Raw genomic sequence first — 25,141 nt, 5'->3', positions numbered from 1 at the left:
GCGTATGCTGATCACCATGACGGAGGGATCCCTGCTCGACCTGTTGCGGGAGCAGCGCACCGGCGCGCTCATCACCCTCAAGCGCGATGGACGGCCGCAGCTGTCCAATGTCGCCTTCGCCTATGACCCCGCCACACACCTGATCCGGATCTCCGTCACCGATGACCGCGCCAAGACCCGCAATCTGCGCCGCGATCCGCGTGCGAGCTTCTACGTCACCAGCGCGGACCACTACTCCTACCTGGTGGCCGAGGGCGATGCCGAGCTGACGCCGGTCGCCGCCGACCCCCATGACGCCACCGCCGACGAGCTGGTGGAGGTCTACCGCGCGATCCAGGGCGACCATCCGGACTGGGAGGAGTTCCGCACCGCGATGGTGGCCGAGCGACGGCTGGTGGTGCGGTTGCGCGCGGAGCGCGGCTACGGCTGGGGGCGGCAGACCGGACCCCTGAGCGGAGAGCTGGGCTGACCCCACTCCGCCGGTCGGCTTGTCCTGGCAGGTTCTCGTCCTGGCGCGGTGCGCGGCGGCCCTCACCCCAGAGCCATCATGGACATCGCCCAGCCTCGCTCAGCTGAGTGCTCTTGAATCGATTTGAGCGCATTGCCACCTCGCTGAGCACGCCATCCGCAGGAGCGCGAGACGGCGACGGGACCCCCGAGGGGCGCGCGCCCGCGCGGCGTCGCACACCCGGTCACCACGCGGCGTTCCGCGTCCGGACACCCCCCGCACGCGACAATTAGCCACCGAACGACTACTTGTAGCGACCGGAAGTGCTCGATCGACGTGCGTTCCTGATGCGCACCGCGTAAGACTCCGTCCGGTATCTGCAACGACGAGCAAGGGAGTGTTCGAAATGCGGAAGACCACTGGGGCGATCGGACTGGGAGCCGCCATGGCCGTAAGCGCCGTGCTGGGGATCGGCACGAGCGGCGCGGCGAACGCCGAGCCCGCCAAGCCGAAAAGCCTGTACCCGCCCTCCGCACTGGTCCTCACGGTCGGCTGGGGGGCCGACGCGGCCACGGCCGAGGTCCAGCGGGCGGTGACGCTGAGCTGTCGCCCCACCCCCACCGGCACCCACCCGGCCCGCGCCAAGGCATGCGCCGAACTCCGCTCCGTGGGCGGCACGTTCGGCCGACTGCGGACCGGGGCGGAGCCCGGCCGGATGTGCACCAAGGAGTGGCACCCCATCACCGTCACCGCCGAGGGGATCTGGGACGGCCGCCGGGTGTCGTACGAGCACACCTTCGCCAACAACTGCTTCAAGAGCGCGGCCCCGACGGTGGTCTTCGAGTTCTGACCGGCTGAACGACCCGCGGGTGAGCGACCCGCGGGTGAACAAAGGGGCAGGCCCCCGGACACCGTCCACGGGTGTCCGGGGGCCTGCTCCGTTCAGATGCGGGCGGACCGCGGGAGCGAAGCGCTCGTCAGGTCAGCCGATCTCGGCGCCGAACGCGTCAAGCGCCTCGGGCACCGGCTGGAAGAAGGTCTCGCCGCCCGAGGAGCAGTCACCGCTGCCGCCGGAGGTCAGACCCAGCGCCGTGTCGCCCGCGAAGAGCGCGCCGCCGCTGTCGCCGGGCTCGGCGCAGACGGTGGTCTGGATCAGCCCTTCGACCGTCCCCTCCTGGTAGTTGACGGTCGCGTTGAGGCCGGTGACCTCGCCGTCGTGCACCTGGGTGGTGGAGCCGCTGCGCGTCACCGTCTGGCCGACGGTGGCGTCACCGGCCTTGCTGATCTCCTGGGTGCTGCCGTTGTAGAGGTCGACCGCGCTCGGGTGGTCGGTGTCCTTGGTGTACTTGACCAGGCCGTAGTCGTTGCCCGGGAAGTCGCTGCCCTCGTTGGTGCCGATCTCCTCGCCACCCTGCGAGTCGGACCAGCTGCTGATGGCCTCGGTGCAGTGACCGGCGGTCAGGAAGTACGGCTCGCCGCCCTTGACGACGTTGAAGCCCAGCGAGCAGCGCCCGCCGTCGCCCCAGATGGCGTCGCCGCCGGCGATGAAGGTGGAGAACTTCCCGGCCGAGCGCTTCACCTCGACCTTGCCGCCGAGCGCGTCGGCGACCTTGTTCAGGGTGGCCATGCGGGCGCCCTTGACGGTGCTGTCCGCGGTGACGACGACCTTGTTGCTTCTGGGGTCCACCGACCAGGAGGTGCCGGGGATGGTGGCCTTCTCCTTCAGCGTCTGACGAGCCGTGCTCAGCTCGGCCAGGGTGTTCTTGACCAGCTTGGCCTCGGCCCCGGCCTCGCGGACCTGGTCCACGACGGCCTTGTTGACCACGTTGACGACGAGCTTCTTGGTCTTGGCGTCGTAGTACGAACCCGCCGTGTCGCTCTTGAGCGAGGAGGTGAGGTTCTGGGCGAGCTTTCCGGCGGCGCCGACCGAGAGGGTCTCGGGCTGGGGCTCACCGGGCGCGGCGTTGGCGCTCTGAAGGGTGATGCCCGTGGCGACCAGGGCCGCTATGCCGGCTCCGGCGATGGCGACACGACGCTTGGGTATGCGGCGGTGCTTCAACTCTCTGCCTTCCAGTGGGGGGTTGGGCCCGTCGGCAGTGGGGTGCCAGGGCCCGGAGGGCGTAACGACATGGCGCTTCTCCCCACTGGGGGGGCGCGTCCATGCCAAATTGCGCCGTTGAGTATTCCCATCGCCACCGGGTGCGCACAAGGGTGCGTTCGCGTCATCGGCGTGAAATTCACACCGCGGCCTCATGTCCGGACATGGCGGTGCCCGCACACCTTCTAGGTGTACGGGCACCGAATCAGGTATCCGGACGGGCCGTCAAACCAGGGGTATCACCCCGGCTGATTCCCATCCCTCACGGACTCCCGCGACGGCTCGGCGGTCCACCGCCCGGCGGCTCACCGTTCAACCGTATGCGGCTCCGGCTCCGGCTCGCGCTCGGTGAGCGTCGGCATCGCCTGCCGTGCGGGCTGCGCGGGCTGGGCGGGCTGGGCGGGCGCGGCCTCCCGCTCCGGGGTGGTGGCCGGACCGGCGGCCGGGGCGCCGCCCTCCGCACCACCGTCCGTCCGGGCCGCCGCCCCCTGGATCTCCTGCTGCCCCCGCTCCAGGAAGCGCAGCAGTTCGACCGGGATCGGCAGCACCAGTGTGGAGTTCTTCTCGGCGGCGACCGCCATCACCGTTTGCAGCAGCCGCAACTGGAGGGCGGACGGAGTGTCGGCCATCTGGGAGGCGGCCTCGGCCAGCTTCTTCGACGCTTGCAGCTCCGCGTCCGCGTTGATCACCCGGGCGCGGCGCTCCCGGTCGGCCTCCGCCTGGCGGGCCATCGACCGCTTCATGGTCTCCGGCAGCGACACGTCCTTGATCTCCACCCGGTCGATATGGACGCCCCATCCGACCGCCGGGCTGTCGATCATGAGCTCGAGGCCCTGGTTGAGCTTCTCCCGGTTGGAGAGCAGATCGTCCAGATCGCTCTTTCCGATGATCGACCGCAGCGAGGTCTGGGCCATCTGGGAGACCGCGAAGCGGTAGTCCTCGACCGCGATGAGCGCCTCGGCCGGGTCCACGACCTTGAAGTAGACGACGGCGTCGACCCGCACGGTCACATTGTCCCGGGTGATGCCCTCCTGGGCGGGCACGGGCATCGTCACGATCTGCATATTGACCTTCTGGAGCCGGTCGACGACCGGAGTGATCATGGTGAACCCCGGCCCCCGGATATCGGAGCGCAGCCTCCCGAGCCGGAAGACCACCCCCCGCTCGTACTGCTTGACCACCCGGGCCGCGGCGAGCGCGCCAAGGGCTCCGAGGCAAGCCAGTACCACTATCAATGTCACGAGCGCATCGACCATCACGGCCACCTGCCGTCCGTATCGCGAACAATGCCCCTCGTGGGGTACTGATGTCCACGATAGTCCGCCCGCCGAACAGTGGGGAGGGTCGCGGAACGGACCCGTCCGGCGACCCGGAAAGGGCCTGGTCCGGCGGCATGGACAGGGCCCGGCATGGCGGCACGGAAAGGGCCCGGCCCACGGTCCGGGGCGACCCGGCCCGACGGCGCGGAGAGCCCCCGTCCGGTGGCACGGACGGGGGCTCTCGCTCAGCCTGGTGCGCAGATGATCAGCGAAGGAACGGCGCCGATCAGTAGACGCTCACGCCGTACGCGTTCAGCGCCTCGACGACCGGCTGGAAGAACGTGGTGCCGCCGGAGGTGCAGTTGCCGCTGCCGCCGGAGGTGAGGCCGAGGGCGGTGGAGCCGGCGTAGAGCGGGCCGCCACTGTCGCCGGGCTCGGCGCAGACCGTGGTCTGGATCATGCCGTAGACGATGTCACCGTTGCCGTAGTTGACCGTGGCGTTCAGCGCGGTGACCCGGCCGCTGTGGGTGCCGGTGGTGGAGCCGCGCCGGGTGACCGTCTGGCCCACGGTGGGGTTGGCGGCCGAGGTGATGTCCTGGCTACCGACGGTGCCCTCGGGGCTGACCGAGCCGCTGTACCGGACCAGACCGTAGTCGTTGGTCGGGAAGCTGGAGCCGGCCGTCGGGCCGATGGTGGTGGTGTGGCCGGAGTTCGACCACCAGGTGCCGGCACCGTCGGTGCAGTGACCGGCGGTGACGAAGTAGTTGGCCCCACTGCTGTTACGCACGTTGAAGCCGAGGGAGCAGCGCCAGCTACTCGCGTAGATCGCGTCGCCGCCCGAGATCAGCTTCTGAATCTTGCCGGGGGTCCGCTTGACCTCGATCGCGTCGGCGCTCGTGCCGGCGGTGTTCTTGATCTTGGCTATCTCGCTCTGGGACACCGAGCTGTCGGCGGTGACCACGAGCTTGTTGGTCGCCTTGTCGACGTACCAGGCGGTACCCGCGACATCGGCCTCGAGGACGGCGCTGCTCGCCGACTTGGCCTCGGCCGCGCTGAAGGTGCGGGCGCCGTCGCTTCCGGCGTAGGCGGCGGGGGCGGCGAGCGCCGTTCCGGCCACCAGGGCGGAGGTCGCGGCAATCAGGGCGATGCGTCTCGCCCGCTTGGTGTGGGGGGCGTTGCGCTTGATCCTCAACTCTTCCTCCGGGGGAATCGGGGGTCCGCTTGGGTGGGCAGGCCCGTGAGGCGCAGTCAATGAGCACGCCGGTGACCGATACGACCCGATTCGGCGTGCTCCTGACAAGCGCTTCCGGAAGTATTCGTGGCCGTGGACGCACCGCGCAAGAGGACAATTCGGAACAGCCGCCGAACACACGCCACATAGCCCCGGCGGGTTCAGGCCGCCGGGGCTTGTGCTCCCATCCCTTTGGGCATCCGGTGAGACGGACGCGCGGGCGATCGGGTTCCGTTATGGCACCGGCGTATCGCATCCCCGCTGCCGGGCCGGTGCGCGTCGGCTCAGCGCCGCTCCCCCGGATGTAGAAGGCGCGCCCGGCCTCCAGCGAGCCGTGCCGGGTGAAGATGACGTCGGCGGTGGAGGCGGCGAACTCCCGGCCCTCGTCGGAGTCCCCGGCCTGGATCACCACCGGATGGCCCTGCGGCGAGCGTGGCACGCCGAACTCGCCCTCGATGGTGAAGTGCCGGCCGGTGTGGGCGAACGGACGGGGCGTGCCGTCCGGCGTCCAGGAGTCCCACAGCTCCCGTGCGGCGGCGACGAACTCGGCGGCCCGGGTGTAGCGGTCGGCCCGGTCCAGGAAGCCGCCGCGCCGGAAGTTCTCACCGGTGAAGGCGTCGGAGGAGGTGACCACGTTCCAGGCGGCGCGGCCCCCGCTGAGATGGTCCAGGGAGGCGAACCGGCGGGCCAGTTCGTACGGTTCGTTGAAGGTGGCGTTGACGGTGGCGGCCAGTCCCAGCCGTTCGGTGACGGCGGCGAGCGCGTTCAGCACGGTGAACGACTCGGGCCTGCCGACCACATCGAGGTCGTGGCTCCGGCCGTTGTGCGCACGGGAGACTGAGCACGAGGCCGGGTTAGCTCGATCGTAATGATGGTCGGCTCGTGGGCTCGCGGCACCGTGGGCCAGGCGGGTTAGCTGATCGTGCGATCTGGGACGCCGGTACGGCGCCAGTGTGCGGGGCCCCGCTCCACCAGAGGATGGTTCGGGGCCTCCCCGTCACCCCTGGCCGTACCTACATGGCCAGGTCGCACAGGGAACTGGCCTCCCGTGCTCGGACCACGCACAGGATGCGTGTTGCCGCCCCGGGGTTGAGTACGCCAGAGACCAGTGCGCCCACAACCGTTCGGGGCGTGCGGCTGATCGGGCTCACTCCTGCTCAGTCTTCAGAAACGGTGATGTGGAAGCCGTTCACAGTACCGGCGTCATGCCGTACGGCGATCAAGCCCCGCGAGTTCCACCGGGCCCCCGCGGTACAGCGGAGGTCCGCCGGACGTGTCGGTCGGCGGGACCGGCGCGCCGCCCGTGGCCGGGGAGTTCCCGTGCGCGCCCTCCCCATGGCGAGGTCCACGGCGACGGCGGCGAGCACGGTGAGCGCGCCGGGCTCCCGGCCGTGCGCCACCGCGCGGCCGCGCAGTTCGTCGCGGATACGGCCCGCCTCCTCCGGGGAGGTGGCGCGGACATAGGCCACATCGGCGTACCGGGCCGCGGTCTGCCAGGTCACCGGGTCGGTGGCGGCGACGGCCACGACCGGGTGGCCCTGTGGCGGCCGGGGCACGATGGCGGGGCCGCGCACCGAGAAGTGGGCGCCCTCGAAGTCCACGTAGTGCAGCTTGTCGCGGTCGATGAAGCGGCCGGTGGCGGTGTCGCGGATCTCGGCGTCGTCCTCCCAGCTGTCCCACAGCCGGGCCACCACATCGGCGACCTCCCCCGCCTCGGCCCACAGCTCCCCGGCGGGGGCGGCGGGGCGGCGGCCCACCAGCCGCGCCTCGGCCTCCGTCGCCGAGACCTCGACCCGCCAGCCCGCCCGGCCGCGGCTCACCCAGTCCAAGGTGGCCACGGAGGAGGAGACATGGAACGGCTCGGTGTGGGTGGTGGTGACGGTCGGCACCAATCCGATCCGCCCGGTGGCGGGCGCGACCCGCGCGAGCACGGCGAGCGCGTCGAGCCTGCCCCGGCCCGGCCCCGGCGGGCCGAAGGTGTCGTCCAGGGTGATGAAGTCGAGCGTGCCGCCCTCGGCGAGGCGGGCGAGCTCCACGTAGTACGGCGCCTGGTACTGCCCGTCGCCGTCGATGGCGGCGGCCAGGTGCAGGGTGCCGGTCGGTACGGCCACGGTCGGGGCCTTCCTCGGTCGGGGATCAGAGGTCACGGCTTGGGCAGGCCGGGCGGGTTGATCTCGGACTTCCTCACCGCCTCGCTGGAGAGCCCCCACCGCTTCAGGACCTTGGCGTACGAACCGTCCTCGATCACGTGGTCCAGGGCCGCGGCGTAGGCGTCGACCAGTCCGCTGCCCTTCCTGGTGGTGGCCGCGATCTTGCCCTGCACCTGGTCGCCACCGCCCGAGAACCGGCCGATGATCTGGGTCTGGCCGGCCGAGGCGACGTGGTAGGCGGAGGTGGGGTTCGGGCCGAAGTAGGCGTCGATACGGCCGGACTGGAGGGCGAGGTAGTAGTCGGTGTCCTTCTGGAAGTACTTGATGTCCACGGGCTTACGGCCCGCCTTCTGATTCTGCTTGCTCCAGTCGACGAGGATCTTCTCCTGGTTGGTGCCGGAGGCGACCGAAACGGTCTTGCCCGCCACGTCCTCGGGGCCCTTGACCCGCCAGGAGGTGCCCTTCTTGGCCTCGAAGGCGAGGTCGTCCAGCCGGTAGGTGGCGAAGTCGTACTTCTCCTTGCGCTCCTCGGTGACCGTCACGTTGGAGAAGACGCCGTCGAACTTGGAGCTGTCCAGGCCGACGAAGAGGTTCTCCCAGGAGACCGCCTGGAATTCGGGCTCGAGTCCGAGGGTGTCGGCGACCAGCGTGGCGATGTCGATCTCGGAGCCGATCCGGGTCTTGTCGTCGGTCGCGTAGAAGCCGAGCGGGGCGGAGGCGTCGGCGCTGCCGCCGATGCGCAGGGTGCCGCGCTGACGGATCGAGGCCGGCACCTTCGCCGCGATCGAGTCGACCTTCTTCCCTCTGATCCGGTGCTGGTCCGGGCTGATGTTGATGGCGTTGTTCCTGCCCTTGGAGCCCACCGTCTCCTGGGCATCGCCGTCGCCGCAGCCGCCGAGCAGTGCGGAGGCGGTGAGCGCGGCGACGGCGGTGACGAGGGTGCGGCGAGTCTTCACGGGGGTGCTCCTTGCGTAGCCGTGGCGGAACATCGGTGGCCTCAGAGGACCTTGGAGAGGAATGTCTTGGTGCGGTCATGACGCGGGGAGTCGAGCACTTCGGCGGGGGTGCCCCGCTCGACGATCCGGCCGCCGTCCATGAAGACGACGGTGTCGGCGACCTCCCGCGCGAAGCCGATCTCATGGGTGACGACGATCATCGTGGTGCCCTGGTGGGCCAGGTCCTTGATGACGTCGAGCACCTCACCGACCAGTTCGGGGTCGAGGGCGGAGGTCGGCTCGTCGAAGAGCAGCAGCTCGGGCTCCAGGGCGAGGGCGCGGGCGATCGCCACCCGCTGCTGCTGCCCGCCGGAGAGCTGCCGGGGGTAGGCGGCCGCCTTGTCGGCGAGGCCGACCCGGGCGAGCAGCGTCTCGGCGGAGCGCACTGCCTCCTTCCTGGGGCGGCGCAGGGCCGAGACCGGCGCCTCGACGATGTTCTCCAGCACCGTCAGATGCGGGAAGAGATTGAAGTTCTGGAAGACGAAGCCGATCCGGGTGCGCTGTTTGAGGATCTCGCGTTCGCGCAGCTCGTAGAGGCGGTCGCCCTGGCGGCGGTAGCCGACGAGCGAACCGCCGACGCTGATCCAGCCGCTGTCCACCTTCTCCAGGTGGTTGATGGCGCGCAGCAGGGTGGACTTGCCCGAGCCGGAGGGCCCGAGGACCACGGCCACCTCCCCGGAGCGCACCTCCAGGTCGATACCGCGCAGCACCTCCAGCGACCCGAAGCTCTTGTGGACGGAGCGGATGTCGACCATGGCGGTCATCGGGTGGCTCCCCGCGAGAAGTGGCGCTCGACGTAGTACTGCGCGACCGAGAGCACGGTGGTCAGGATGATGTACCAGACGGTCGCGACCATCAGCAGCGGCACGACCCGGCCGTTGCGTCCGTAGATGACCTGCACCTGGTAGAAGAGCTCGCCGATCGCCATGACGGAGACGATCGAGGTGCCCTTGAAGAGCGAGATGACCTCGTTGGCGGCGTTCGGCAGGATCGACCGCATCGCCTGCGGGAGCACGATCCTGCGCAGCTGCCGCAGCCGGGGGATGCCGAGCGCGGCCGCCGCCTCCAGCTGTCCGCCGTCCACGGCGAGGACTCCGCCGCGCACGATCTCCGCGGCGTAGGCCGCCTGGTGGAGCGCGAGTCCGAGCACCGCCGCGCTCATCGCCCCGACCAGACCGGCGGTGTCGAAGGAGAAGAAGCCGGGGCCGAAGGGGATGCCGAAGTCGAGCCGCTTGTAGAGATAGGTGAGGTTGAACCAGAAGAGCAGCTGGACGATGAGCGGGATGGAGCGGAACGCCCAGATATAGGTGAAGGCCACCGACTTCAGGAACGGGCTCTTGGACAGCCGCATGAAGGCGAGGACGATCCCAAGGGCGAAGCCGAGCGCGGTGCCGTAGAAGGTGAGCTGGATGGTGATCCAGACCGCCTTGAGGATGGTCCGGGTGGTGAAGAAGTCGGCGAAGACGTCCCACTCCCAGCCGGAGTTGGTGATCAGGCCGTGGGCGAACTGGGCCACCAGGACGGCCGTGACGACCACGGCGGCCCAGCGCCAGGGGTGGCGCACCGGGACGACCTTGAGGGCGGAGTAGTCCTCACGTTCGGCACCGCCTTCGGCGGCCTTGCCGACAGGTGGATCGGACGTCAGCGACATGGAGGGTCCTTCGGGGGGAGAGAGCTGAGGGTGGTGCGGGGTTGGCCTTGCGGGGCCGTGCTCGGACCGATGGCTGTGCCGGGGCCGCTCAGGCCGACGGCTGTGTCGGGGCCGCTCAGGCCGATGGCCGCGCGGGGGCCGCTCAGGCCGACGGCTGTGCGGGGGCCGCTCAGGCCGACGGCTGTGCGGGGGCCGCTCAGGCCGACGGCTGTGCGGGGGCCGCTCAGGCGGTGAGCGAGGCGCGACAGGACAGGTCGCGCAGACAGCGCAGCAGGGCCCGCGCGGTCGCGTCGTTCTGCCGGAACGCGGGCGCGTTGGTACCGGGCCGGGCGAAGGCGCCGGAGGCGCGGGCGTCGGTGTGCGGGCCGAGCGCGAAACGGCGCGGATGCGGGCGGCCGGCCCGGTCCAGGATCCGGGCGTCGGCGGGGCTGACGGCGAGCAGTCCGGCCGGGGTGGCGGCGGCGCCGTCGCGGTGCAGGGAGCGCAGCAGGGTGTCGCGGGAGCGGTCCACGGTCGGCTCCGGCAGCCGGGCCTCGACCAGCGCACGGGCCTCCACGACATGGCCGGGCACACTGGCGGAGCTCGCCCGGAACACCCCGCGCAGCGGATCGGCGGCCACGGCCGTCTCGGCGCCGAGGAAGCGGACCACTCCGGCGCGGGAGAGCGCGAGCAGCTGCTCGAGCCGTGGGCCGGGCGGGCCGGAGGCGAGGAAGCTGAAGAAGCCGTGCCACCAGCCGCCGATGTCGCCGAACCGGATCAGCTGGCCGTAGACGGAGAGCAGGGCGAGGAAGACGGCCAGGTCGGGGCTGTACGCGGGGTCGTGTCTGCGGGCCAGATCGGCCTCGATATGGCCGCGCAGCGCCTGCTGGAGGGCCTCGTGATCATCGAACCGCAGCCCGGTCAGCGGGCGGTCGAGGGCGTCGAGGTCGAGCCGGTCGGCCGGGTCGGGGACGGCCGCGGCGACCAGGGCGGCCAGTTCGGGGCTGCCGGGCGGGCAGGCGGCGTACTTCTCCTCGAACGCGGACCACGGTCCGGCCGTACGCTCCGGATGGGCGGTGAACAGCCGGTGGTAGTGGGCGAAGCCCAGCTCCTTGGCGATCAGCGGCCAGATGTCGCGCCGGAAGTCCGGCCGCCCGGGGCGCGAGAGCAACTCCTCGACCTGGGCGGGGCCGAAGAAGCGCGGCACCGGGGGCCGTTCACCGCTCAGCGAGTAGCCGATCTTGGCGTGGTACGGAACGCCGCGCCGCGAACCGGCGTACAGCACGGGCTCACGCCCGGAGGGCCGGTAGACCAGCTCCCCGTCCGGACCGCGCTCATAGCCTCCGCCGCGCCCCTCGGTGAGCAGCACCATCAGATCGACGAAGGCGAGACCGAGACCGCGTACGAGCACCGGCTCGCCGGGGCGCAGCGCGTTCAGATCGCTGTCGGCGGTGAACTCCGGCGGGAGGTGGACCAGTCCGTGCTCGGCGGCGAACGCGGTGAGCGCCCGCTGCTCGGCATCGGGTTCGGCGTCGAGGTGGCCGAGGGCCAGGACCACGGCGTCGGCGGTGAGCGGGGCGGTGCGCCCCTCCAGCCACACCTGCTGGCGCCCGTCGTACGGCCCGGTGACACGAACGGCACGGTCCCGGTGCTCATGGACGGTGGTTCCGGGCGGCAGGGCGGCCACCGACCGCTCGTACACCCAGCCCAGATAGGCGCTCTGGAGGCGCCGGGTGGCGAAGCTGCGCCCGGTGAGGGCGGCGGCCTCGGCGGCGAGTCCCGGCGGCAGGGCGTGGGACGGCCCTTCCTCGCGGAGCCGCCCGGCCCATTCGGCGAGGGAGGGGCCGGGGCATATGGGGCCTTCGCGCTCCACCGACGCGTCGGTGAACATCGTGACGTCCTCGGCCATGGAGTTCATCCACAGCAGCGGGGACTGGTCGGGGCGCCAGATACGGCCGCCGCCTGGCGGATGCGGATCGACCAGGTGCAGCTCGAACGGGGCGCCGTCACCGTGCAGTTCGGGGGCGTTGGCGGCGATGCGCTCGATCAGACCGGTGGCACGCGGACCCGCGCCGACGATGACGACCGTGGCGGGTGAGCGGGGCGGATGGTCCGGATTCGCGGACATGCGAGGGCTCCGTGAGTTCTGAAGCGAACACACGCATGGCCCTCACACACGGCCGAGCCCCTCAGCTCGGCAGACGAGCCCCTCAGCTCGACATGAGCCCGAGATTAAGGTGTCCACACCGTGGGCTGTCAAGGCTGTCCGAACTATGAACAGCACGTCTCACCGTGGTTGACGCGGAAGCGGAAGGCTGCTCCACTTGGCCCATGGACTCACGGCGGCGACTGGTCACGCGCGACCACATCGACTTCGGTCGGGTGTGGTCGGCGTCCTGTTCGGGCTGACCGCCCGCCTCCGCTGCCGTAGGGGATTCCCCTCACCCAGTGTTTCGAGGCTTCGCCCGCCCGCCGGTCCCTCGCTCCGGTGTGGCCACCGCATATCCGCGTCGTCACGCGCGTCCGGCCTTCCCACACACGTCAGTGCTCCACCCCTCCCCTCAGTGCATTTTCCGGCCACAGAGTGTCCGGCGGACCACGATGCTTTCCCCTCCCCGCCCCTTCCCGCGGCATCCATGTGCGGCTCCGCCGCGTGGCAGGGGCTCCGCCCCTGGACCCCGGGGTCCAGGGGCGACTGCGGCGAAGCCGCATATCGATGCCCCGGCCCTGGGTCCGGGGCGAGGCCCCAGTTGTGGGAAGGAGCAGGGAGGGGAGCAGCCCGCCGCGGGCGTCACGATCCGCCGGGAAACTAGCAGTCGCAGCCGCAGTCACAACCATCACAGCAGTCGCAGCTACAGCAGTCGCTGCAATTGCCACAGCAGTCACAACAGTCGCAGCAGTCATCGCACTTATGGCACAGGCCCTCACGCGGCTGCCCGGACCACGGGTCGTGGTACGGGTCCCGGCAGCACACCTGGCAGGTGCAGCAGAGCCCGGTCCACACCAGGCAGCCGGCGAGCAGCCCCCGGCGGCGGCCGTGCGGCGGCTCCGGCGGTGCGCCGCCGGGGCCTCCCGGGGTGATCCACGGCGACTGCGGCGGCCCGTAGGAGGACTCCGGGGTGGTGGAGCCCTGGCCGGTGTGCGCACAGCCGGTGGTGCCGAAGGCGCGGTCGACCGCGCGCCGGAGCTCATGGACCAGCAGCACATGGGCGAGCCGGCCGGAGCCCTCGCCCGCGAATTCGGTGTCCTTCAGCGCCAGCCGCACCCCGTGCACCGCGTCGTCGCACAGCCTGCGCACCTCGGCGAGGTCGGCTCCGGTGGCCGCTATCGGGTTCCAGGCGCCGCTCTCGGCGTCCTCGGCCAGGTCCTCCACCGCGTCCAGCAGATGCGCCAGCCGTCCGAAGAGCCGGCCCGCCTCCTCCAGCGGGGCCCGGTTGCCGGGCCGCCCGGCCAGGACGGCGGTGTGCCCGAAGGCCGCGGCGGTCGCGGTCTCGGTGGGCTCGGTGACGGCCAGCAGTGAGGTGCCGGGGCCCGCGTGGGCCTCCAGTTCGGCCTGCCGGCCGACCGCGTCGAGCAACAGGGCGGTATCAAAACCGAGCGCCGCGCCGCCGCGCTCCCCCGCCCGGTCCCACCGCCCGGCCACCCGGCGGGCGGCCGCGGCGACCGGCCGACGGGCCAACGCCCCGTCGCCGTCCGCGACATGGTCCCGTACCTTCGCCGAGGCCAGCACCAGCGAGACGGTGGCCGCGAGCCGCGCCCCCTCGCCCTGGGCGACCGACGCCGTCCGCATCCCGCGCAGCGGACAGGGCCCGGCGGTGCGCCGCCAGCCGTCCGAGCGCCCGGCCTGGGCCTCCACCAGGACCGATATCACCAGGCCGTCGTAATTGGTGGCGACACGGGCGAACTGCCCGTGGTCCCCCCTCAACGCGAGGCACAGCCCGCACAAATGCGCCATCCACTCGGTGCGCAGGTTTTCCGACAGCCGATGCCGACAAGGCCGGATAATGCCAAACAACACGATCCCCCGTTCACCCGTACGTCCCCGACGTCACCCGTCCGGCAGCGGCGGAGTCTACCCAGCGCTCCGTCAGCCCCCTTAAGCAGGTGGAACTCTGATATGGCGCCAGCCGTTGTGCACCAGTAACGTCACGAATCCCCTGTGCGGCCGCAATCCACGTGGCAGACCATCCGCATCATGGACGACCATAGAGGGGCGGACGGTACACACCATCAGGGAGAGGAGGCGTCCATGGGATCGGTACGCAAGGCAAGTGCCTGGCTTGGCCTCGTCGACGACAGCGATGACGAGCGCTACTACGACGACGACTACGCCGAGGGGTCCGAGCCCGGCGGCTCCTGGATGACCGACCCGCGAGCGCGGGTGGCCGACCAGACCGCGCGGGACCAGGGCACCCGGATCGCCACGGTCACCCCGGACGGATTCCGGGACGCCCGCGGCATCGGCGAGCTGTTCCGGGAGGGCGTGCCGGTCATCGTCAATCTCACGACGATGGAGTCCTCCGACGCCAAGCGTGTGGTGGATTTCATGGCCGGCCTGATCTTCGGGCTGAGAGGCTCGATCGACCGCGTGGCCAACCGCGTCTTCCTCCTCACCCCGTCGGACTACCAGATCGTCAGCGGTCAGTCCGGCCACGCCACGGGCTTTTTCAACCAGAGCTAGGGTCCACCGCTCACCGGAAGGCGTCGATTCCGGTGAGCGCCTTGCCCAGCACCAGTTGGTGCATTTCGACGGTGCCCTCATAGGTGAGCACGGACTCCAGATTCGTGGCGTGGCGCATCACCGGATACTCCAGCGAGATGCCGTTGGCCCCCAGAATCGTCCGGGCCGTACGGCAGATCTCGATCGCCTCCCGCACATTGTTCAGCTTGCCGAAGCTGACCTGCTCGGGACGGAGCCGCCCCGCCTCCATACGCCGCCCCAGATGGTGGGCGAGCAGCATCCCCTTGTGGAGTTCCAGCGCCATATCGGCCAGCTTGGCCTGGGTGAGCTGGAAGCCCCCGATCGGCCGGCCGAACTGCTCGCGCTCGCGGGCGTAGTCCAGCGCCGCCTCGAAGGCGGAGCGGGCCGCCCCCATCGAGCCCCAGACGATCCCGTAGCGGGCGTGGCCCAGACAGCTCAGCGGCCCCCGCAACCCGGTGACCTCCGGCAGCACCGCGTCGGCCGGCAGCCGCACCTCGTCCAGGACCAGCTCACTGGTGACCGAGGCGCGCAGCGACCACTTGTGCTTGATGTCGGAGGCCGAGAAACCGGGCGCGTCGGTGGGGACGACGAAGCCGCGGACGCCCTCGTCGGTGCGGGCCCACACCACCGCGACCCCGGCCACCGAGCCATTGGTGATCCACATCTTGCGGCCGGTGAGCACCCAGTCCGAGCCGTCCCGCTTGGCGTAGGTGCGCATACCGGCCGGATCGGAGCCGTGGTCGGGCTCGGTCAGCCCGAAGCAGCCGATGACCTCGCCGGAGGCCATCCGGGGCAGCCACCGCTCCTTCTGCTCCTCGGAGCCGAAGCGGTGGATGGCGTACATGGACAGCGAACCCTGCACCGACATCAGGGAGCGGATCCCGGAGTCGGCGGCCTCCAGCTCCAGACAGGCCAGCCCGTACTGGATCGGACTGGCGCCCGCGCAGCCGTAGCCGGTGAGCGACATCCCGAGCGCGCCGAGGGAGCCGAGCTCCCGGGCCAGCTCCCGGATGCCGGGCACCTCGCCGCGCTCGTACCAGTCGGCGACGTACGGCAGCACGCGGTCGGCGGCCCACTGCCGCATGGTGTCGCGGATGGCCAGGTCCTCGGGGGCCAGGAGATCGTCGAGCCCCAGTGGGTCGCGCGGGTCGAACGGCGGCAGGGTGCCAGCGGACATGGGCGGCGGCCTCCGGTGGGTGCGGGTCCGGGTTCGCCGGGTGGCCACCCGCCGCCGGGGCGCGTCCTCCCGCCCGGCGGCCGGGGTGATCAGCCCGGTCGATCCGACGCTACGGCCGGGTAACCCCTGGCGTCCAGCCCCGCTCACACCGGGTCACCAGGACTCGGGCAGCACTCGGGCCGCGCTCCTGTGTTACTCGGGCAGGGCTGGGGCGGGACTCGGGCAGGGCTGGGGGGCCGGGTGGGGCTCAGGCGGGCCGTGCAGCAGGGCTCGGGCGGGTCGGTCAAGCCTTGGGGGGCCGGTCAGGACTCGGAGGGTCGGTCAGGACTCGGCGGCGACGGTGGCGCGGTCGCGGCGGGCCGGGGCGTCCGTACCGCCCTGCTCGCGCTGGCCCGGCTCCCGCTGGGCCCGTTCCAGCTGGGCCTGTTCCAGCCGGCCCTGGTCCCGCCGGCCTTGCTCTCGCTGGCCCTGGTCCCGCTGCTCCTGCTCCCGCTGGCCCTGGTCCGGGCCCTGGGAGGGCTCCTCGTCGCCGGCGGGGCACTCCATGGTCCTGGGCAGCCGCAGGGCGGCCAGCGCGCCGAGCAGCAGCAGACCGGCGCTCACCGCGAGCGTGATATGCAGACCGTGGACGAAGGCGGAGCGGGAGGCCGAGCGCAGGGCCTCCCCGGCGTGGCCGCCGAGCCGGTCGGAGACCTTGTACGCCGCGCCCAGCGACTGGCTCGCGTCGGAGCTGGCCGAGGCGGGGACGCCGGGCACCGAGGAGACGCCGGGCTTGTAGGCGGCGTTCATCACGCTGCCGAGGAGGGCGATGCCGATACCGGCGCCGAGCTGGTAGGAGGTCTCGCCGATGGCGGCGGCGCCGCCCGCCGAACCGGTGGACGCCTCGTTGAGCATGGACTCGTACCCGCTGAAGAGCGTGGTCTCCAGGCCGAAGCCCAGGACGATGAAGCCGCCGACGAGCACGGCGGGCCGGTCGGACAGTCCCATGGCGGTGAGCGAGAGAACGGCGAGGGCGGTGAGCGCGAAGCCGACGGCGACCATGACGCGTGGCCCGAGCCACTGGAGCATCCGGGACCCCACGAGCCCGGCGGCCATGGCGGCGAAGGTGAGCGGCAGCAGCCGCAGACCCGTCTCGAGCGGGGTGAGCCCGAGCACGAGCTGGAGGTACTGGGCGGCTATGAGCTCCAGGCCGACGAGCGCCAGCAGGGCGAGCACGATACAGCCGACGGAGATCGAGAAGGCGGGCCGGGAGAACAGCTTGAGGTCGACCAGCGGATGCGTACGGCGGCGCTGGCGGCGTACGAAGAGCACCAGCAGCACCGCCCCGAACAGCACCGGGGCGGCGGTCACGGCGTTCAGCAGCCCCGCGCCGCTGCCCATCCGCTTGACGCCGAAGACCACGCAGAACAGCCCGCACGCGGCCATGACCGCGCCCAGCACGTCCCAGGGCCCGTCGCCGTCGCCGGTGGACTCGGGCAGCAGCCAGCGGCCGACGGGCAGCGCCACGACCATCAGGGGCAGGTTCACCAGGAAGACCGAGCCCCACCAGAAGTTCTCCACCAGGAAGCCGCCGAGCAGCGGGCCGACCGCCGCGCCCACGGCGGCGACCGCGCTCCATATGCCGATGGCCATCGCCCGCTCCCGGCGGTCCGGGAAGACCTGGCGCAGGATCGACAGCGTCGCGGGCATGATCATCGCGCCGCCGACGCCCAGCAGGGCACGGGCCACGATGAGGATCTGGGGGTTGGCGGCGAAGGCGGCGAGCGCGGAGGCGGCGCCGAAGAGCCCGTAGCCGAGCAGCAGGACACGTCGTCTGCCGACCCGGTCGCCGAGGGTGCCGAAGAGGATCAGCAGCGAGGCGCAGACCAGTGGGTAGACATCCACGATCCACAGCAGCTCGATCGCGCCGGGGCGCAGATCCTCGGTGACGGCCGGGACCGCGACATGGAGCACGGTCGCGTCCACGGCCACGAGCAGCAGGCTGACGCAGAGCACGAGGAGCACGACCCAGCGGTTGGCCCCGCCGCTCGCCTCGGTGCCGCGCCATTGCCGAGGAACGCCCGCCGTCCGCCGAGAGCCGGCCGTGGTCGTCCCGGACATGTACGCACCTCCCTGGGTCTTGCGCTCGCGGTCCGCCGCCGGAGGGCGTCACGTCGTGGGGACGTCCCGGGTGGTCCCGGTGGCGAAGGCGCGAGTGAGAGGTCAGGGTACGCGAGACCGCGCGCGGGACGTGTGCCGCAGGTCATGTTGGGACCGCCCCGCGGATCGTTACGGAGGCGTACGTTCCACACTTCACCTTTTGTCCTCCGTACCTCTGCCGTCCCTCCTGCGTCGCCTCCGCGGCCCCGCTACGGCCCACCGGTGGCCGTCTTCCGTTCGCTCCCCGTTGTCCGCGGGGCGCTGTCCACGGGGCGCTGTCCGCGAGGCGTCCGGGGAGCACTGTCCGCGGGCTGTCCGCGAGGCGTTGTCCACAGCCTCCGCGGCGTCTCCGCGGGCCGTTGTCCACAGGCCCGGCGGGCGGCCCGGACCATCCCTGATAATCGTCGCCGTGACTGATCTCGCCCAGGCCGGCACCGCGCCGCTCGGCGACGACGGCCGACCGGGCCGCGCCGCCGGCTCCGCGCTGCGCCGGGCTGCCCCGGCATTGCTCGCCCACGCGGGGACGCGCCTGCTCGGGCTGGTGGTTCTCGCGATCTGGGGAGCCTTCGCGGACAAGAGCCCGCACCAGCTGCTCTCCGCGCGCTGGGACTCGCTGTGGTACACCCGCATCGCCGAGGAGGGATACGGCTACACGCTCCATCTGCCCGACGGGGCGGTCCACTCCAACCTGGCGTTCTTCCCCCTGCTGCCCGCGCTGGAGCGAGCGATATCGGCCATGACCCCGCTGGCCTCGGCCGACGCCGGTCTGCTGGTGAGCGGGGCGATGTCCCTGGTCGCCGCCTGGGGGATCTTCGCGATCGGCGATCTGCTCCACGGACGCCGGGTGGGGCTCACACTGGCCGTGCTGTGGGGGGTGCTGCCGGTCGGGATCGTGCAGTCGATGGCGTACTCGGAGTCGCTCTTCACGGCCCTGGCCGCGTGGGGGGTCTACGCGGCGCTCACCCGGCGGTGGCTGTGGGCGGGGCTGTGCGCGGCGCTGGCGGGGCTCACCCGGCCGGTGGGGGCTGCGGTGGTCGCGGCGGTCTGGGTGGCGTCCGCGATGGAGCTGCTGCCCGGCGGGCGCTGGCGCCAGGCGTGGCGACACGACCGGAGCCTGCTCGCGGGGGTCGTGCTGGCGCCGCTTGGCTGGCTTGGCTATGTGGTGTGGGTGGCCTTCCGGACCGGAAGCGCCACCGGCTACTTCGATGTGCAGAGCGGCTGGGGCAACGGCTTCGACGGCGGTCTGGCCTTCGCGGGCTTCATCGGCGGACTGCTGATCGAGCCGCCCTTCGTGGGCGGGCTGGGGCTGCTGCTCGGTGTCGGGGCGCTGGTCTGGCTCGCCGTCCGCTGTGTACGTCAGCGCCAGCCGCTGCCGCTGCTGGCCTACGGCGGGGCGGTGCTCGTCCTGGCGCTTGCCGCGAAGGGGTACTTCGGCTCGAAACCCCGGCTGCTGACACCCGCCTTCCCACTGCTGCTGCCGATCGCGGTCGCCCTGGCCCGGCTGCGTCCGGTGCGGACCGCGCTGGTCCTGGGGTCGGCCGGGCTCGCCTCGGCGGTGTACGGGGCCTTCTGGCTGCATGGCAGCGGACCGCCATGATCCGGCCATCCCCACCGGCCGGGCCGAGCCCCGCGGTTGATCACCCCGGCCGCCCGGCGACACCCGGGGAAACTTGGGGGAACGCTTTGGCTAATAGGCGATAAACACGCCCTGTAAGAATTCCATAAAGGCCCTGAGACACGCCCATTGGAAGGGTGGTAGCGGAAAAGTTACGGAGGCTCGCGCATTCCCCGGAAAGGGCACGGCCAAAAGGCACGGACGAGACGTACTCCACATCACATCGTCATCACAAAGCGACCTGATCGACTGAACCCACCTGTCACGCAATGTAACGTCGATTAGGTGCGTACCGAAGACAAGCTCCCCGCGACCGAGGAGCGAAGGCCCGATCTCGCGCGACCGCGCATGACCCGAACACGCTTCTGGCTTCTCGGGACCACGCTGGCGGTCTACGCGGCGACCGTGATCGGCGTGCTCACCACGTCATGGCTGGTGAAGCTCGACTGGCAGGTCATGCTGTTCCGGCCCTACAAACAGTGGCCGGAGTTCCACACCTTCCTGGATTACTTCGTGGTCATGGGTCAGCGCGGCCCCACCGCCGTGGCCGTCGCCGCCTGGCTGGGGTGGTGCTGCTACCGGCAGCGCACCCTGCGCCCGCTGCTGGTGCTGGGCACGTCCCTGCTGCTGCTGAACGCCACCGTGGGCGCGGTGAAGATCGGCTTCGGCCGGCTCGGTCCGCACTACGCGACCACCGTCGGATCCAATGAGATGTGGCGCACGGGCGATATATTTCCTTCGGGTCACACCGCGAACGCCGTGGTCACCTGGGGTGTTCTGGCCTATCTGGCGACCACCCCGCTGGCCCGCAGGGTCGCCTCGCTGATCGCCGCGGGCTTCGCCTTCGGGGTCGGCATGACCACCGTCTACCTCGGCACCCACTGGCTGAGCGATGTGGTGCTGGGCTGGGCCGCCGGGGTGCTGGTGCTGCTGGCGCTGCCGTGGCTGGAGCCGGCCATGGCCCGTGCCGAGGTGCTGATGCTGGCCCTGTGGCGCCGGGTGCGCGCGGGCCGGGCACCCGTGCCGGTGCCCTCCGGGCGGCCGGTCGCCGGGAGCCCGCTGGCCACCCCGCGCGCCGCCCGCGACGACGAGCTGCCCACCCGCGAGACCGTGGCCGTGGTCCGGCCCGTCGGTGCCACCAGCCGTGGCTCCGACGCCCGGCCCCATCACCCGGTCCGTCAGCACACGGTGCGCTCCGAGCGCACCCCGGTCACCCCGGTCGGCAGCCGCCGGCCGCCGCACCCCGACCGGGTGCCGCGCGCCACGACGCCTTTCGGCCAGTCCGGCGCGGCCCGCGGCCGGACGGCCACGGGCGGCTGAGCCGCCCAGCGGACCGCGGGGCGGTACGCACCCCCTCCCCCGCGCGGACCGCTCACACCGCGGCCCCGGACGCTCCCGCCGAGCGTCCGGGGCCGCGGTCGTGTCCGAACTGGCGCGTACCGGCGCGAACGAGGTGGGTCAGCCGCGCCAGCAGCGCTTCACGGTGCCCTCGTCCACCTCGAAGTCGATCCGCCCCCGCAGGTACTCCATCGTGATGATCGCGCCCGGTGGAAGCGTCCGTACGGTGCTCCAGCCGCGTGCGCGCGCCCGCTCCTCGGCGGTGTGGGCGTCGAGGCCCACATAGCTGTCGAGGTCGTCGTCGGGTTCGGCCGGAAGGTTCGGTACAGGTCCCATGAGAGCCACCGTAGGCGGCTCCCCACGCGTGGCAAACCCAGAGTGGCCATGGAACGCCATGGGACCGCCGCGCTCTCATGCCTCTCATGGCCGCCATTCGTCACACTTGTGTCACAGAAAACACGCCCGGGTTTGTGGACGGCTTCATCACTCTTCCGGGGCTTGTGTTGACGGCTCGAAGATGATTGCGAGTTTCCGTCGATATCCCCGCGCCAATGGACCGGCCGGGGTATGGGCGGCGGGCACACCGGCGGTAACTCTCGAACAATTCACACGGCGACCGGAAAAGCACCTCCCGGCCCCCTCCGGAGCGCACAATTCCACCACAAATCGCCGGGGTCGAAGCCCGAGGTTTACGCCCACCCGGACGCGGTACCCGCCGCCACCGGAGCCAACATGACCAACAGATCCGATGAGACCCCCAAGAAGACGGCGGCCGGCGGTCAGAGCCCGTCGGCGATTCTGCGCGCCGCCCGTGAACAGCTCGTCGAGCTGACCGGCCGGCACCCCGAGTCCCTGCCCCGTCTGGAGCGGACCGACGCGGGGTGGGTGCTGGAGGCCGAGGTGGTGGAGCTGGCCCGGGTGCCGGACACGATGAGCCTGATGGGCCTGTACGAGGTGACTCTCGACCCGGACGGCCTGCTCACCGGCTACCGCCGCCTCCATCGCTATGAGCGCGGCCGGAGCGACCGCCGCTGACGGCGGCGGGGCCGGACGCCCACCGGACAGGAGACGCCCACCGGACAGGAGAGGGACACACCCGACATGACCACTGTTGTCCCGGCACAGCAATCCAGGGGCGGGGGCGGCACCAGCGGCCTGTACGACGTCCTGGAACTCATTCTCGACCGGGGGCTCGTGATCGACGCGTTCATCCGCGTCTCCCTGGTCGGCATCGAGATACTCAAGATCGACGTCCGGATCGTGGTGGCGAGCGTCGACACCTATCTGCGGTTCGCCGAGGCGTGCAACCGGCTCGATCTCGAGGCGGGCCGGAACAAGTCCCCCGGCCTGCCCGAGGTGGTCGAGGGCATCACCGAGAACGGAGCGCGGTCCAAGACCAAGGGCGCCCTCTCCGGCGCCGGGGACACCGTTTCCAAGGCCGCCCAGACCGTGGCCGACGCGATCAGGCCCTCGGAGGAGGAAGCGGAGGAGGAGCCGCGCCGTCGGCGTCCGGCCCGTAAAGCGGCGCCGAGGAAGTCCGAGGAGTCCGCATGACCACGTATGTCTACGGCATCGCGCGCGGTGAGGTCCCGGACCTGGGCGATCGGCTGCTGGGCATCGGCGACCCCCCGCTGCCGGTCCGGGCGCTGAACGAGGGCGAGCTGGCCGCGATCGTCAGCGACTGCCCGCCCGAGCTCAAGCCCCGGCGCCGCGATCTGCTCGCCCATCAGCATGTGCTGGCCGAGGTGAGCGACTCCCGTGCGGTGCTGCCGATGCGCTTCGGCAGCGTCTCCTCCAGCGACGACGACGTCCGCGTCGTGCTGGCCGCGCAAGCCGACCGCTATGAGGATCAACTGCGCCGACTGGCCGACCGGGTGGAGTACAACGTCAAGGCCGTACACGACGAGGACGCGGTGCTCCACCAAGTGCTCGCCGAGGAGCCGGAGCTGCGGATGACGGCGGAGGCCAACCGCGCGGCGGGCGGCGGCACCTACGAGGAGCGGGTGCGCTTCGGCGAGCTGATGGCGGGCGCGGTGCGGGCCCGCGAGGTGCGGGACGCCAAGCTGGTGGAGGAGGCGCTGGCCCCGGCCGCCGAGGAGGTGCGGCCCGGCCCGGAGAGCGGCGGCTGGTTCCTGAGCCTGTCCCTGCTGCTCGACAAGGACGCCGCCGAACCGCTGCTGACGGCGGCCGCCGAGGTGGAACGGGCCCACCCCTGGCTGAAGCTGCGGATCAACGGTCCGCTGCCGCCGTACAGCTTCGTCGAATCCTGACGCTGATGATCGTCTGGGTGCTGAAGCAGGTCGTCGCCGCCGCGGAGCGCGAGTACTACGACCCGGCCAATATCCAGCGCGCCCTGGCCGAGCTGGAGAGCCGACTCGACCAGGGCGTGATCGACGAGAACGAGTTCGAGCGGCAGGAGGACGCGCTGCTCGACCGGTTGGAGGAGGCGCGCCAGTGGGCGAACGGGACTCTGTGACCACCCGGGGCGGTGCGGCCCCGACGGCCGGCGGCTATGGCTCACCGGCGTCGTCGTTGGCGTCGTCGCTCGGCTCCTCGGGGCCGTACGGACCGGCCTCCCGAAGCGAGGGCGGGGCCAACCTCGCCGACATCCTGGAGCGGGTGCTCGACAAGGGCGTGGTCATCGCGGGCGATATCCGCATCAACCTGCTCGACATCGAACTTCTCACGATCAAGCTGCGGCTGATCGTGGCCTCGGTCGACAAGGCGAAGGAGATGGGCATCGACTGGTGGGAGCACGACCCGTCGCTCTCGTCACGCGCCAGGTCCGAGGTGACCGGCCGGGCGAACGCCCAGGTGACCAGCCAGGAGAACGACCAGGTCACCGGCCGGGGGAACACCGAGGTGCCCCGTGGGGAGAACAGGGAGGCCACCGAATGACCGAGGGACTGCGGTACGCCTACGCGGTCGTGCGCGACACCGGTACGCCGGAGGCCGCCCTGGACGCCCTCACCGCCCTGGAAGGGGTGCGCGGAGTCGCGGGCGAACCGGTGCGCGCCGTGCGCCATCTGGGGCTCGCCGTACTGGCGGGCGCCGTACCGGCCGAGGATTTCGACGAGGGCCCGCTGCGGAAGCGACTGGAGGACATGGCGTGGCTGGAGGACATGGCCCGCGCCCATCAGCGGGTGGTCGACACCGCGGGCGCCGAGTCCTGTGTCATACCGGTCCGGCTGGCCACCGTCTGCCAGGGCGAGGAGGGGCTGCGGCGGATGCTCGCCACCGGGCGGGATCGGTTCGCCTCGGCGCTGGACCGGCTGGAGGGCCGGGTCGAATGGGGCGTCAAGGCGTATGCCGCGCCGCCCCCTCCCCAGGAGCCGCCCGCCGGGGCCGCGAACGGCCCGGATTCCCCGAACGCCCCGGGCGCCCCGGGCGCCCCGGGTGCCCCGGGTGCCCCGGGCGCCATGTCCGGCCGCGACTATCTGCGCCGCCGCAAGGCACAGCGGCAGGCGGCGGAGCGGCGCTGGGGCGATACGGAGGAGGATGCGCGGCTGGTGCACCACACCCTCAGCGGGCTTGCCGAGCGGGCCCGGCTGCATCCGCCGCAGGACCCCCGGCTGTCGGGGGTGTCCGACCGCAATGTGCTGAACGCCGCGTATCTGGTGCGGCGCGAGGACAGCGCCGGCTTCGCCGAACGGGTCGGTGAACTGGCCGGGCGGACGCCCGGACTGCGGGTGGAGCTGACCGGCCCCTGGGCGCCGTACTCCTTCACCGACCCGGACCAGACCACCGCCGCGGACGAGACCACCGCCCCGGACGAGACCACCGCCCCGCACCAGACCGGGAGCGCCGGGGCGGACCGATGACTGCGGCGCTCCCGGACGCCCCTTTGGCCCATCAGCAAATCGCCCTGGTGGACCTGCTGGACCGGCTGCTCGCGGGCGGCGTGGTGATCACGGGTGATCTGACCCTGCGGATCGCCGATGTCGATCTGGTCCGTATCGATCTGCGCGCGCTCATCAGCTCGGTCAACGCCAATGTGCCGTCCCCCTGGGAGGAACCGTGAGCCGCGAGCTGGAGCTGGACCAGGACACCGTCGAACGCGATCTGATGAAGCTGGTGCTGACCGTCGTGGAGCTGCTGCGCCAGCTCATGGAGCGGCAGGCGCTGCGCCGGGTGGACCAGGGCGATCTGACGGAGGACCAGGAGGAGCGGATCGGGCTGACGCTGATGCTGCTGGAGGACCGGATGGGCACGCTCTGCGAGCGCTACGGCATCGCGCCCTCGGATCTCAATCTGGACCTTGGGCCACTCGGTCCGCTGCTGCCCCCGAGGGAGTGACGCTCAGGGCCGCTCCGCCGATCGCGGCATCCATCGGGCGATCATGGCGATATCTGCCCAGAC

General features: G+C 71.4%; 24 protein-coding genes and 2 pseudogenes. 13 read left to right on the top strand and 13 right to left on the bottom strand.

What is annotated here, in order from left to right; all coding sequences use genetic code 11:
- The first annotated feature begins 16 nt into the window (after positions 1-16).
- Both NQU54_RS28550 and NQU54_RS28545 read left to right on the top strand, forming a co-directional pair.
- Positions 17-469, top strand: a complete 453-nt coding sequence (locus NQU54_RS28550) for a PPOX class F420-dependent oxidoreductase (RefSeq protein ID WP_231981509.1) — start codon at positions 17-19, stop codon at positions 467-469.
- Positions 470-854: 385 nt separating this feature from the next.
- The gene (locus NQU54_RS28545; protein WP_257633575.1) at positions 855-1,298 is read left to right on the top strand and encodes a subtilase-type protease inhibitor; all 444 of its coding nucleotides are present in this window, start codon (positions 855-857) and stop codon (positions 1,296-1,298) included.
- A 132-nt stretch (positions 1,299-1,430) separates the two neighbouring features.
- Here the strand turns inward: NQU54_RS28545 and NQU54_RS28540 are convergent, their stop codons facing one another.
- The 10 genes and pseudogenes from NQU54_RS28540 to NQU54_RS28495 form a co-directional block, all read right to left on the bottom strand.
- Positions 1,431-2,507 carry a S1 family peptidase gene (locus NQU54_RS28540; RefSeq protein WP_257633574.1) on the bottom strand — a complete coding sequence of 359 codons (1,077 nt, stop codon included), beginning with the start codon at positions 2,505-2,507 and terminating at the stop codon, positions 1,431-1,433.
- A gap of 344 nt (positions 2,508-2,851) precedes the next feature.
- Positions 2,852-3,802, bottom strand: coding sequence for a slipin family protein (locus tag NQU54_RS28535; RefSeq protein WP_257633573.1), 951 nt, complete (start codon positions 3,800-3,802; stop codon positions 2,852-2,854).
- A 289-nt stretch (positions 3,803-4,091) separates the two neighbouring features.
- On the bottom strand, positions 4,092-4,997 hold the full coding sequence (locus tag NQU54_RS28530) for a S1 family peptidase (protein WP_257633572.1): 906 nt from the start codon (positions 4,995-4,997) through the stop codon (positions 4,092-4,094).
- A gap of 343 nt (positions 4,998-5,340) precedes the next feature.
- Positions 5,341-5,988, bottom strand: a pseudogene (locus tag NQU54_RS28525) (LLM class flavin-dependent oxidoreductase); the annotation flags it as partial.
- A 220-nt stretch (positions 5,989-6,208) separates the two neighbouring features.
- Positions 6,209-7,183, bottom strand: a pseudogene (locus NQU54_RS28520) (LLM class flavin-dependent oxidoreductase); the annotation flags it as partial.
- Positions 7,180-8,142 (bottom strand): ABC transporter substrate-binding protein, encoded by a 963-nt coding sequence (locus NQU54_RS28515; RefSeq protein WP_257633570.1) that lies wholly within the window; start codon positions 8,140-8,142, stop codon positions 7,180-7,182. The pseudogene NQU54_RS28520 and the gene NQU54_RS28515, both read right to left, overlap by 4 nt.
- 41 nt (positions 8,143-8,183) lie before the next feature.
- Positions 8,184-8,936 carry an amino acid ABC transporter ATP-binding protein gene (locus NQU54_RS28510; protein WP_251773662.1) on the bottom strand — a complete coding sequence of 251 codons (753 nt, stop codon included), beginning with the start codon at positions 8,934-8,936 and terminating at the stop codon, positions 8,184-8,186.
- A 5-nt stretch (positions 8,937-8,941) separates the two neighbouring features.
- Positions 8,942-9,832: an amino acid ABC transporter permease gene (locus NQU54_RS28505; RefSeq protein ID WP_069868818.1), complete on the bottom strand. Its 891-nt coding sequence runs from the start codon at positions 9,830-9,832 to the stop codon at positions 8,942-8,944.
- A gap of 223 nt (positions 9,833-10,055) precedes the next feature.
- Entirely contained in the window at positions 10,056-11,939 is a 1,884-nt protein-coding gene (locus tag NQU54_RS28500) for an FAD/NAD(P)-binding protein (RefSeq protein WP_257633569.1), read from the bottom strand.
- A gap of 681 nt (positions 11,940-12,620) precedes the next feature.
- Positions 12,621-13,826 carry a DUF5685 family protein gene (locus tag NQU54_RS28495; protein WP_167504246.1) on the bottom strand — a complete coding sequence of 402 codons (1,206 nt, stop codon included), beginning with the start codon at positions 13,824-13,826 and terminating at the stop codon, positions 12,621-12,623.
- Positions 13,827-14,060: 234 nt separating this feature from the next.
- Here NQU54_RS28495 and NQU54_RS28490 point away from each other — a divergent pair, with 234 nt between their 5' ends.
- Positions 14,061-14,492 (top strand): cell division protein SepF, encoded by a 432-nt coding sequence (locus NQU54_RS28490; RefSeq protein WP_257633568.1) that lies wholly within the window; start codon positions 14,061-14,063, stop codon positions 14,490-14,492.
- A 10-nt stretch (positions 14,493-14,502) separates the two neighbouring features.
- Here the strand turns inward: NQU54_RS28490 and NQU54_RS28485 are convergent, their stop codons facing one another.
- The gene (locus tag NQU54_RS28485) at positions 14,503-15,690 is read right to left on the bottom strand and encodes an acyl-CoA dehydrogenase family protein (RefSeq protein ID WP_069868809.1); all 1,188 of its coding nucleotides are present in this window, start codon (positions 15,688-15,690) and stop codon (positions 14,503-14,505) included.
- A gap of 321 nt (positions 15,691-16,011) precedes the next feature.
- Positions 16,012-17,790 (bottom strand): MFS transporter, encoded by a 1,779-nt coding sequence (locus NQU54_RS28480; RefSeq protein ID WP_257633567.1) that lies wholly within the window; start codon positions 17,788-17,790, stop codon positions 16,012-16,014.
- A gap of 448 nt (positions 17,791-18,238) precedes the next feature.
- Between NQU54_RS28480 and NQU54_RS28475 the strand changes: the two genes are divergently transcribed.
- Positions 18,239-19,426 carry a hypothetical protein gene (locus tag NQU54_RS28475; RefSeq protein ID WP_257633566.1) on the top strand — a complete coding sequence of 396 codons (1,188 nt, stop codon included), beginning with the start codon at positions 18,239-18,241 and terminating at the stop codon, positions 19,424-19,426.
- Positions 19,427-19,729: 303 nt separating this feature from the next.
- Positions 19,730-20,764, top strand: a complete 1,035-nt coding sequence (locus NQU54_RS28470; RefSeq protein ID WP_257633565.1) for a phosphatase PAP2 family protein — start codon at positions 19,730-19,732, stop codon at positions 20,762-20,764.
- A 138-nt stretch (positions 20,765-20,902) separates the two neighbouring features.
- Here NQU54_RS28470 and NQU54_RS28465 read toward each other — a convergent pair whose 3' ends face one another.
- Complete coding sequence (locus tag NQU54_RS28465; protein WP_069868803.1) at positions 20,903-21,118, bottom strand: I78 family peptidase inhibitor; 216 nt, start codon at positions 21,116-21,118, stop codon at positions 20,903-20,905.
- Positions 21,119-21,514: 396 nt separating this feature from the next.
- Here NQU54_RS28465 and NQU54_RS28460 point away from each other — a divergent pair, with 396 nt between their 5' ends.
- From NQU54_RS28460 to NQU54_RS28425, 8 genes are all read left to right on the top strand, one after another.
- Positions 21,515-21,817: a gas vesicle protein GvpO gene (locus NQU54_RS28460; protein WP_257633564.1), complete on the top strand. Its 303-nt coding sequence runs from the start codon at positions 21,515-21,517 to the stop codon at positions 21,815-21,817.
- 66 nt (positions 21,818-21,883) lie between these two features.
- Positions 21,884-22,336 carry a gas vesicle structural protein GvpA gene (locus NQU54_RS28455; RefSeq protein WP_069868801.1) on the top strand — a complete coding sequence of 151 codons (453 nt, stop codon included), beginning with the start codon at positions 21,884-21,886 and terminating at the stop codon, positions 22,334-22,336.
- Positions 22,333-23,052: a GvpL/GvpF family gas vesicle protein gene (locus NQU54_RS28450; protein ID WP_257633563.1), complete on the top strand. Its 720-nt coding sequence runs from the start codon at positions 22,333-22,335 to the stop codon at positions 23,050-23,052. The genes NQU54_RS28455 and NQU54_RS28450 overlap by 4 nt, the downstream gene beginning before the upstream one ends.
- A gap of 5 nt (positions 23,053-23,057) precedes the next feature.
- Positions 23,058-23,258, top strand: coding sequence for a gas vesicle protein GvpG (locus NQU54_RS28445; protein WP_257633562.1), 201 nt, complete (start codon positions 23,058-23,060; stop codon positions 23,256-23,258).
- A 56-nt stretch (positions 23,259-23,314) separates the two neighbouring features.
- Positions 23,315-23,680 (top strand): gas vesicle protein, encoded by a 366-nt coding sequence (locus tag NQU54_RS28440; protein WP_257633608.1) that lies wholly within the window; start codon positions 23,315-23,317, stop codon positions 23,678-23,680.
- The gene (locus tag NQU54_RS28435) at positions 23,677-24,603 is read left to right on the top strand and encodes a GvpL/GvpF family gas vesicle protein (protein WP_257633561.1); all 927 of its coding nucleotides are present in this window, start codon (positions 23,677-23,679) and stop codon (positions 24,601-24,603) included. Before NQU54_RS28440 ends, NQU54_RS28435 begins: the two co-directional genes overlap by 4 nt.
- A complete protein-coding gene (locus tag NQU54_RS28430) occupies positions 24,600-24,803 on the top strand; it encodes a gas vesicle protein (protein ID WP_069868793.1) in 204 nt (67 codons plus the stop codon). Before NQU54_RS28435 ends, NQU54_RS28430 begins: the two co-directional genes overlap by 4 nt.
- Positions 24,800-25,078 (top strand): gas vesicle protein K, encoded by a 279-nt coding sequence (locus tag NQU54_RS28425; RefSeq protein WP_069868791.1) that lies wholly within the window; start codon positions 24,800-24,802, stop codon positions 25,076-25,078. The genes NQU54_RS28430 and NQU54_RS28425 overlap by 4 nt, the downstream gene beginning before the upstream one ends.
- Positions 25,079-25,141: the final 63 nt, after the last annotated feature.

It is taken from the genome of Streptomyces malaysiensis subsp. samsunensis, assembly GCF_024519315.1.
Lineage (GTDB): Bacteria > Actinomycetota > Actinomycetes > Streptomycetales > Streptomycetaceae > Streptomyces > Streptomyces malaysiensis.
The sequence above is the reverse complement of the archived record's forward strand: the minus strand, read 5'-3'. Positions and strand labels throughout refer to the sequence as shown.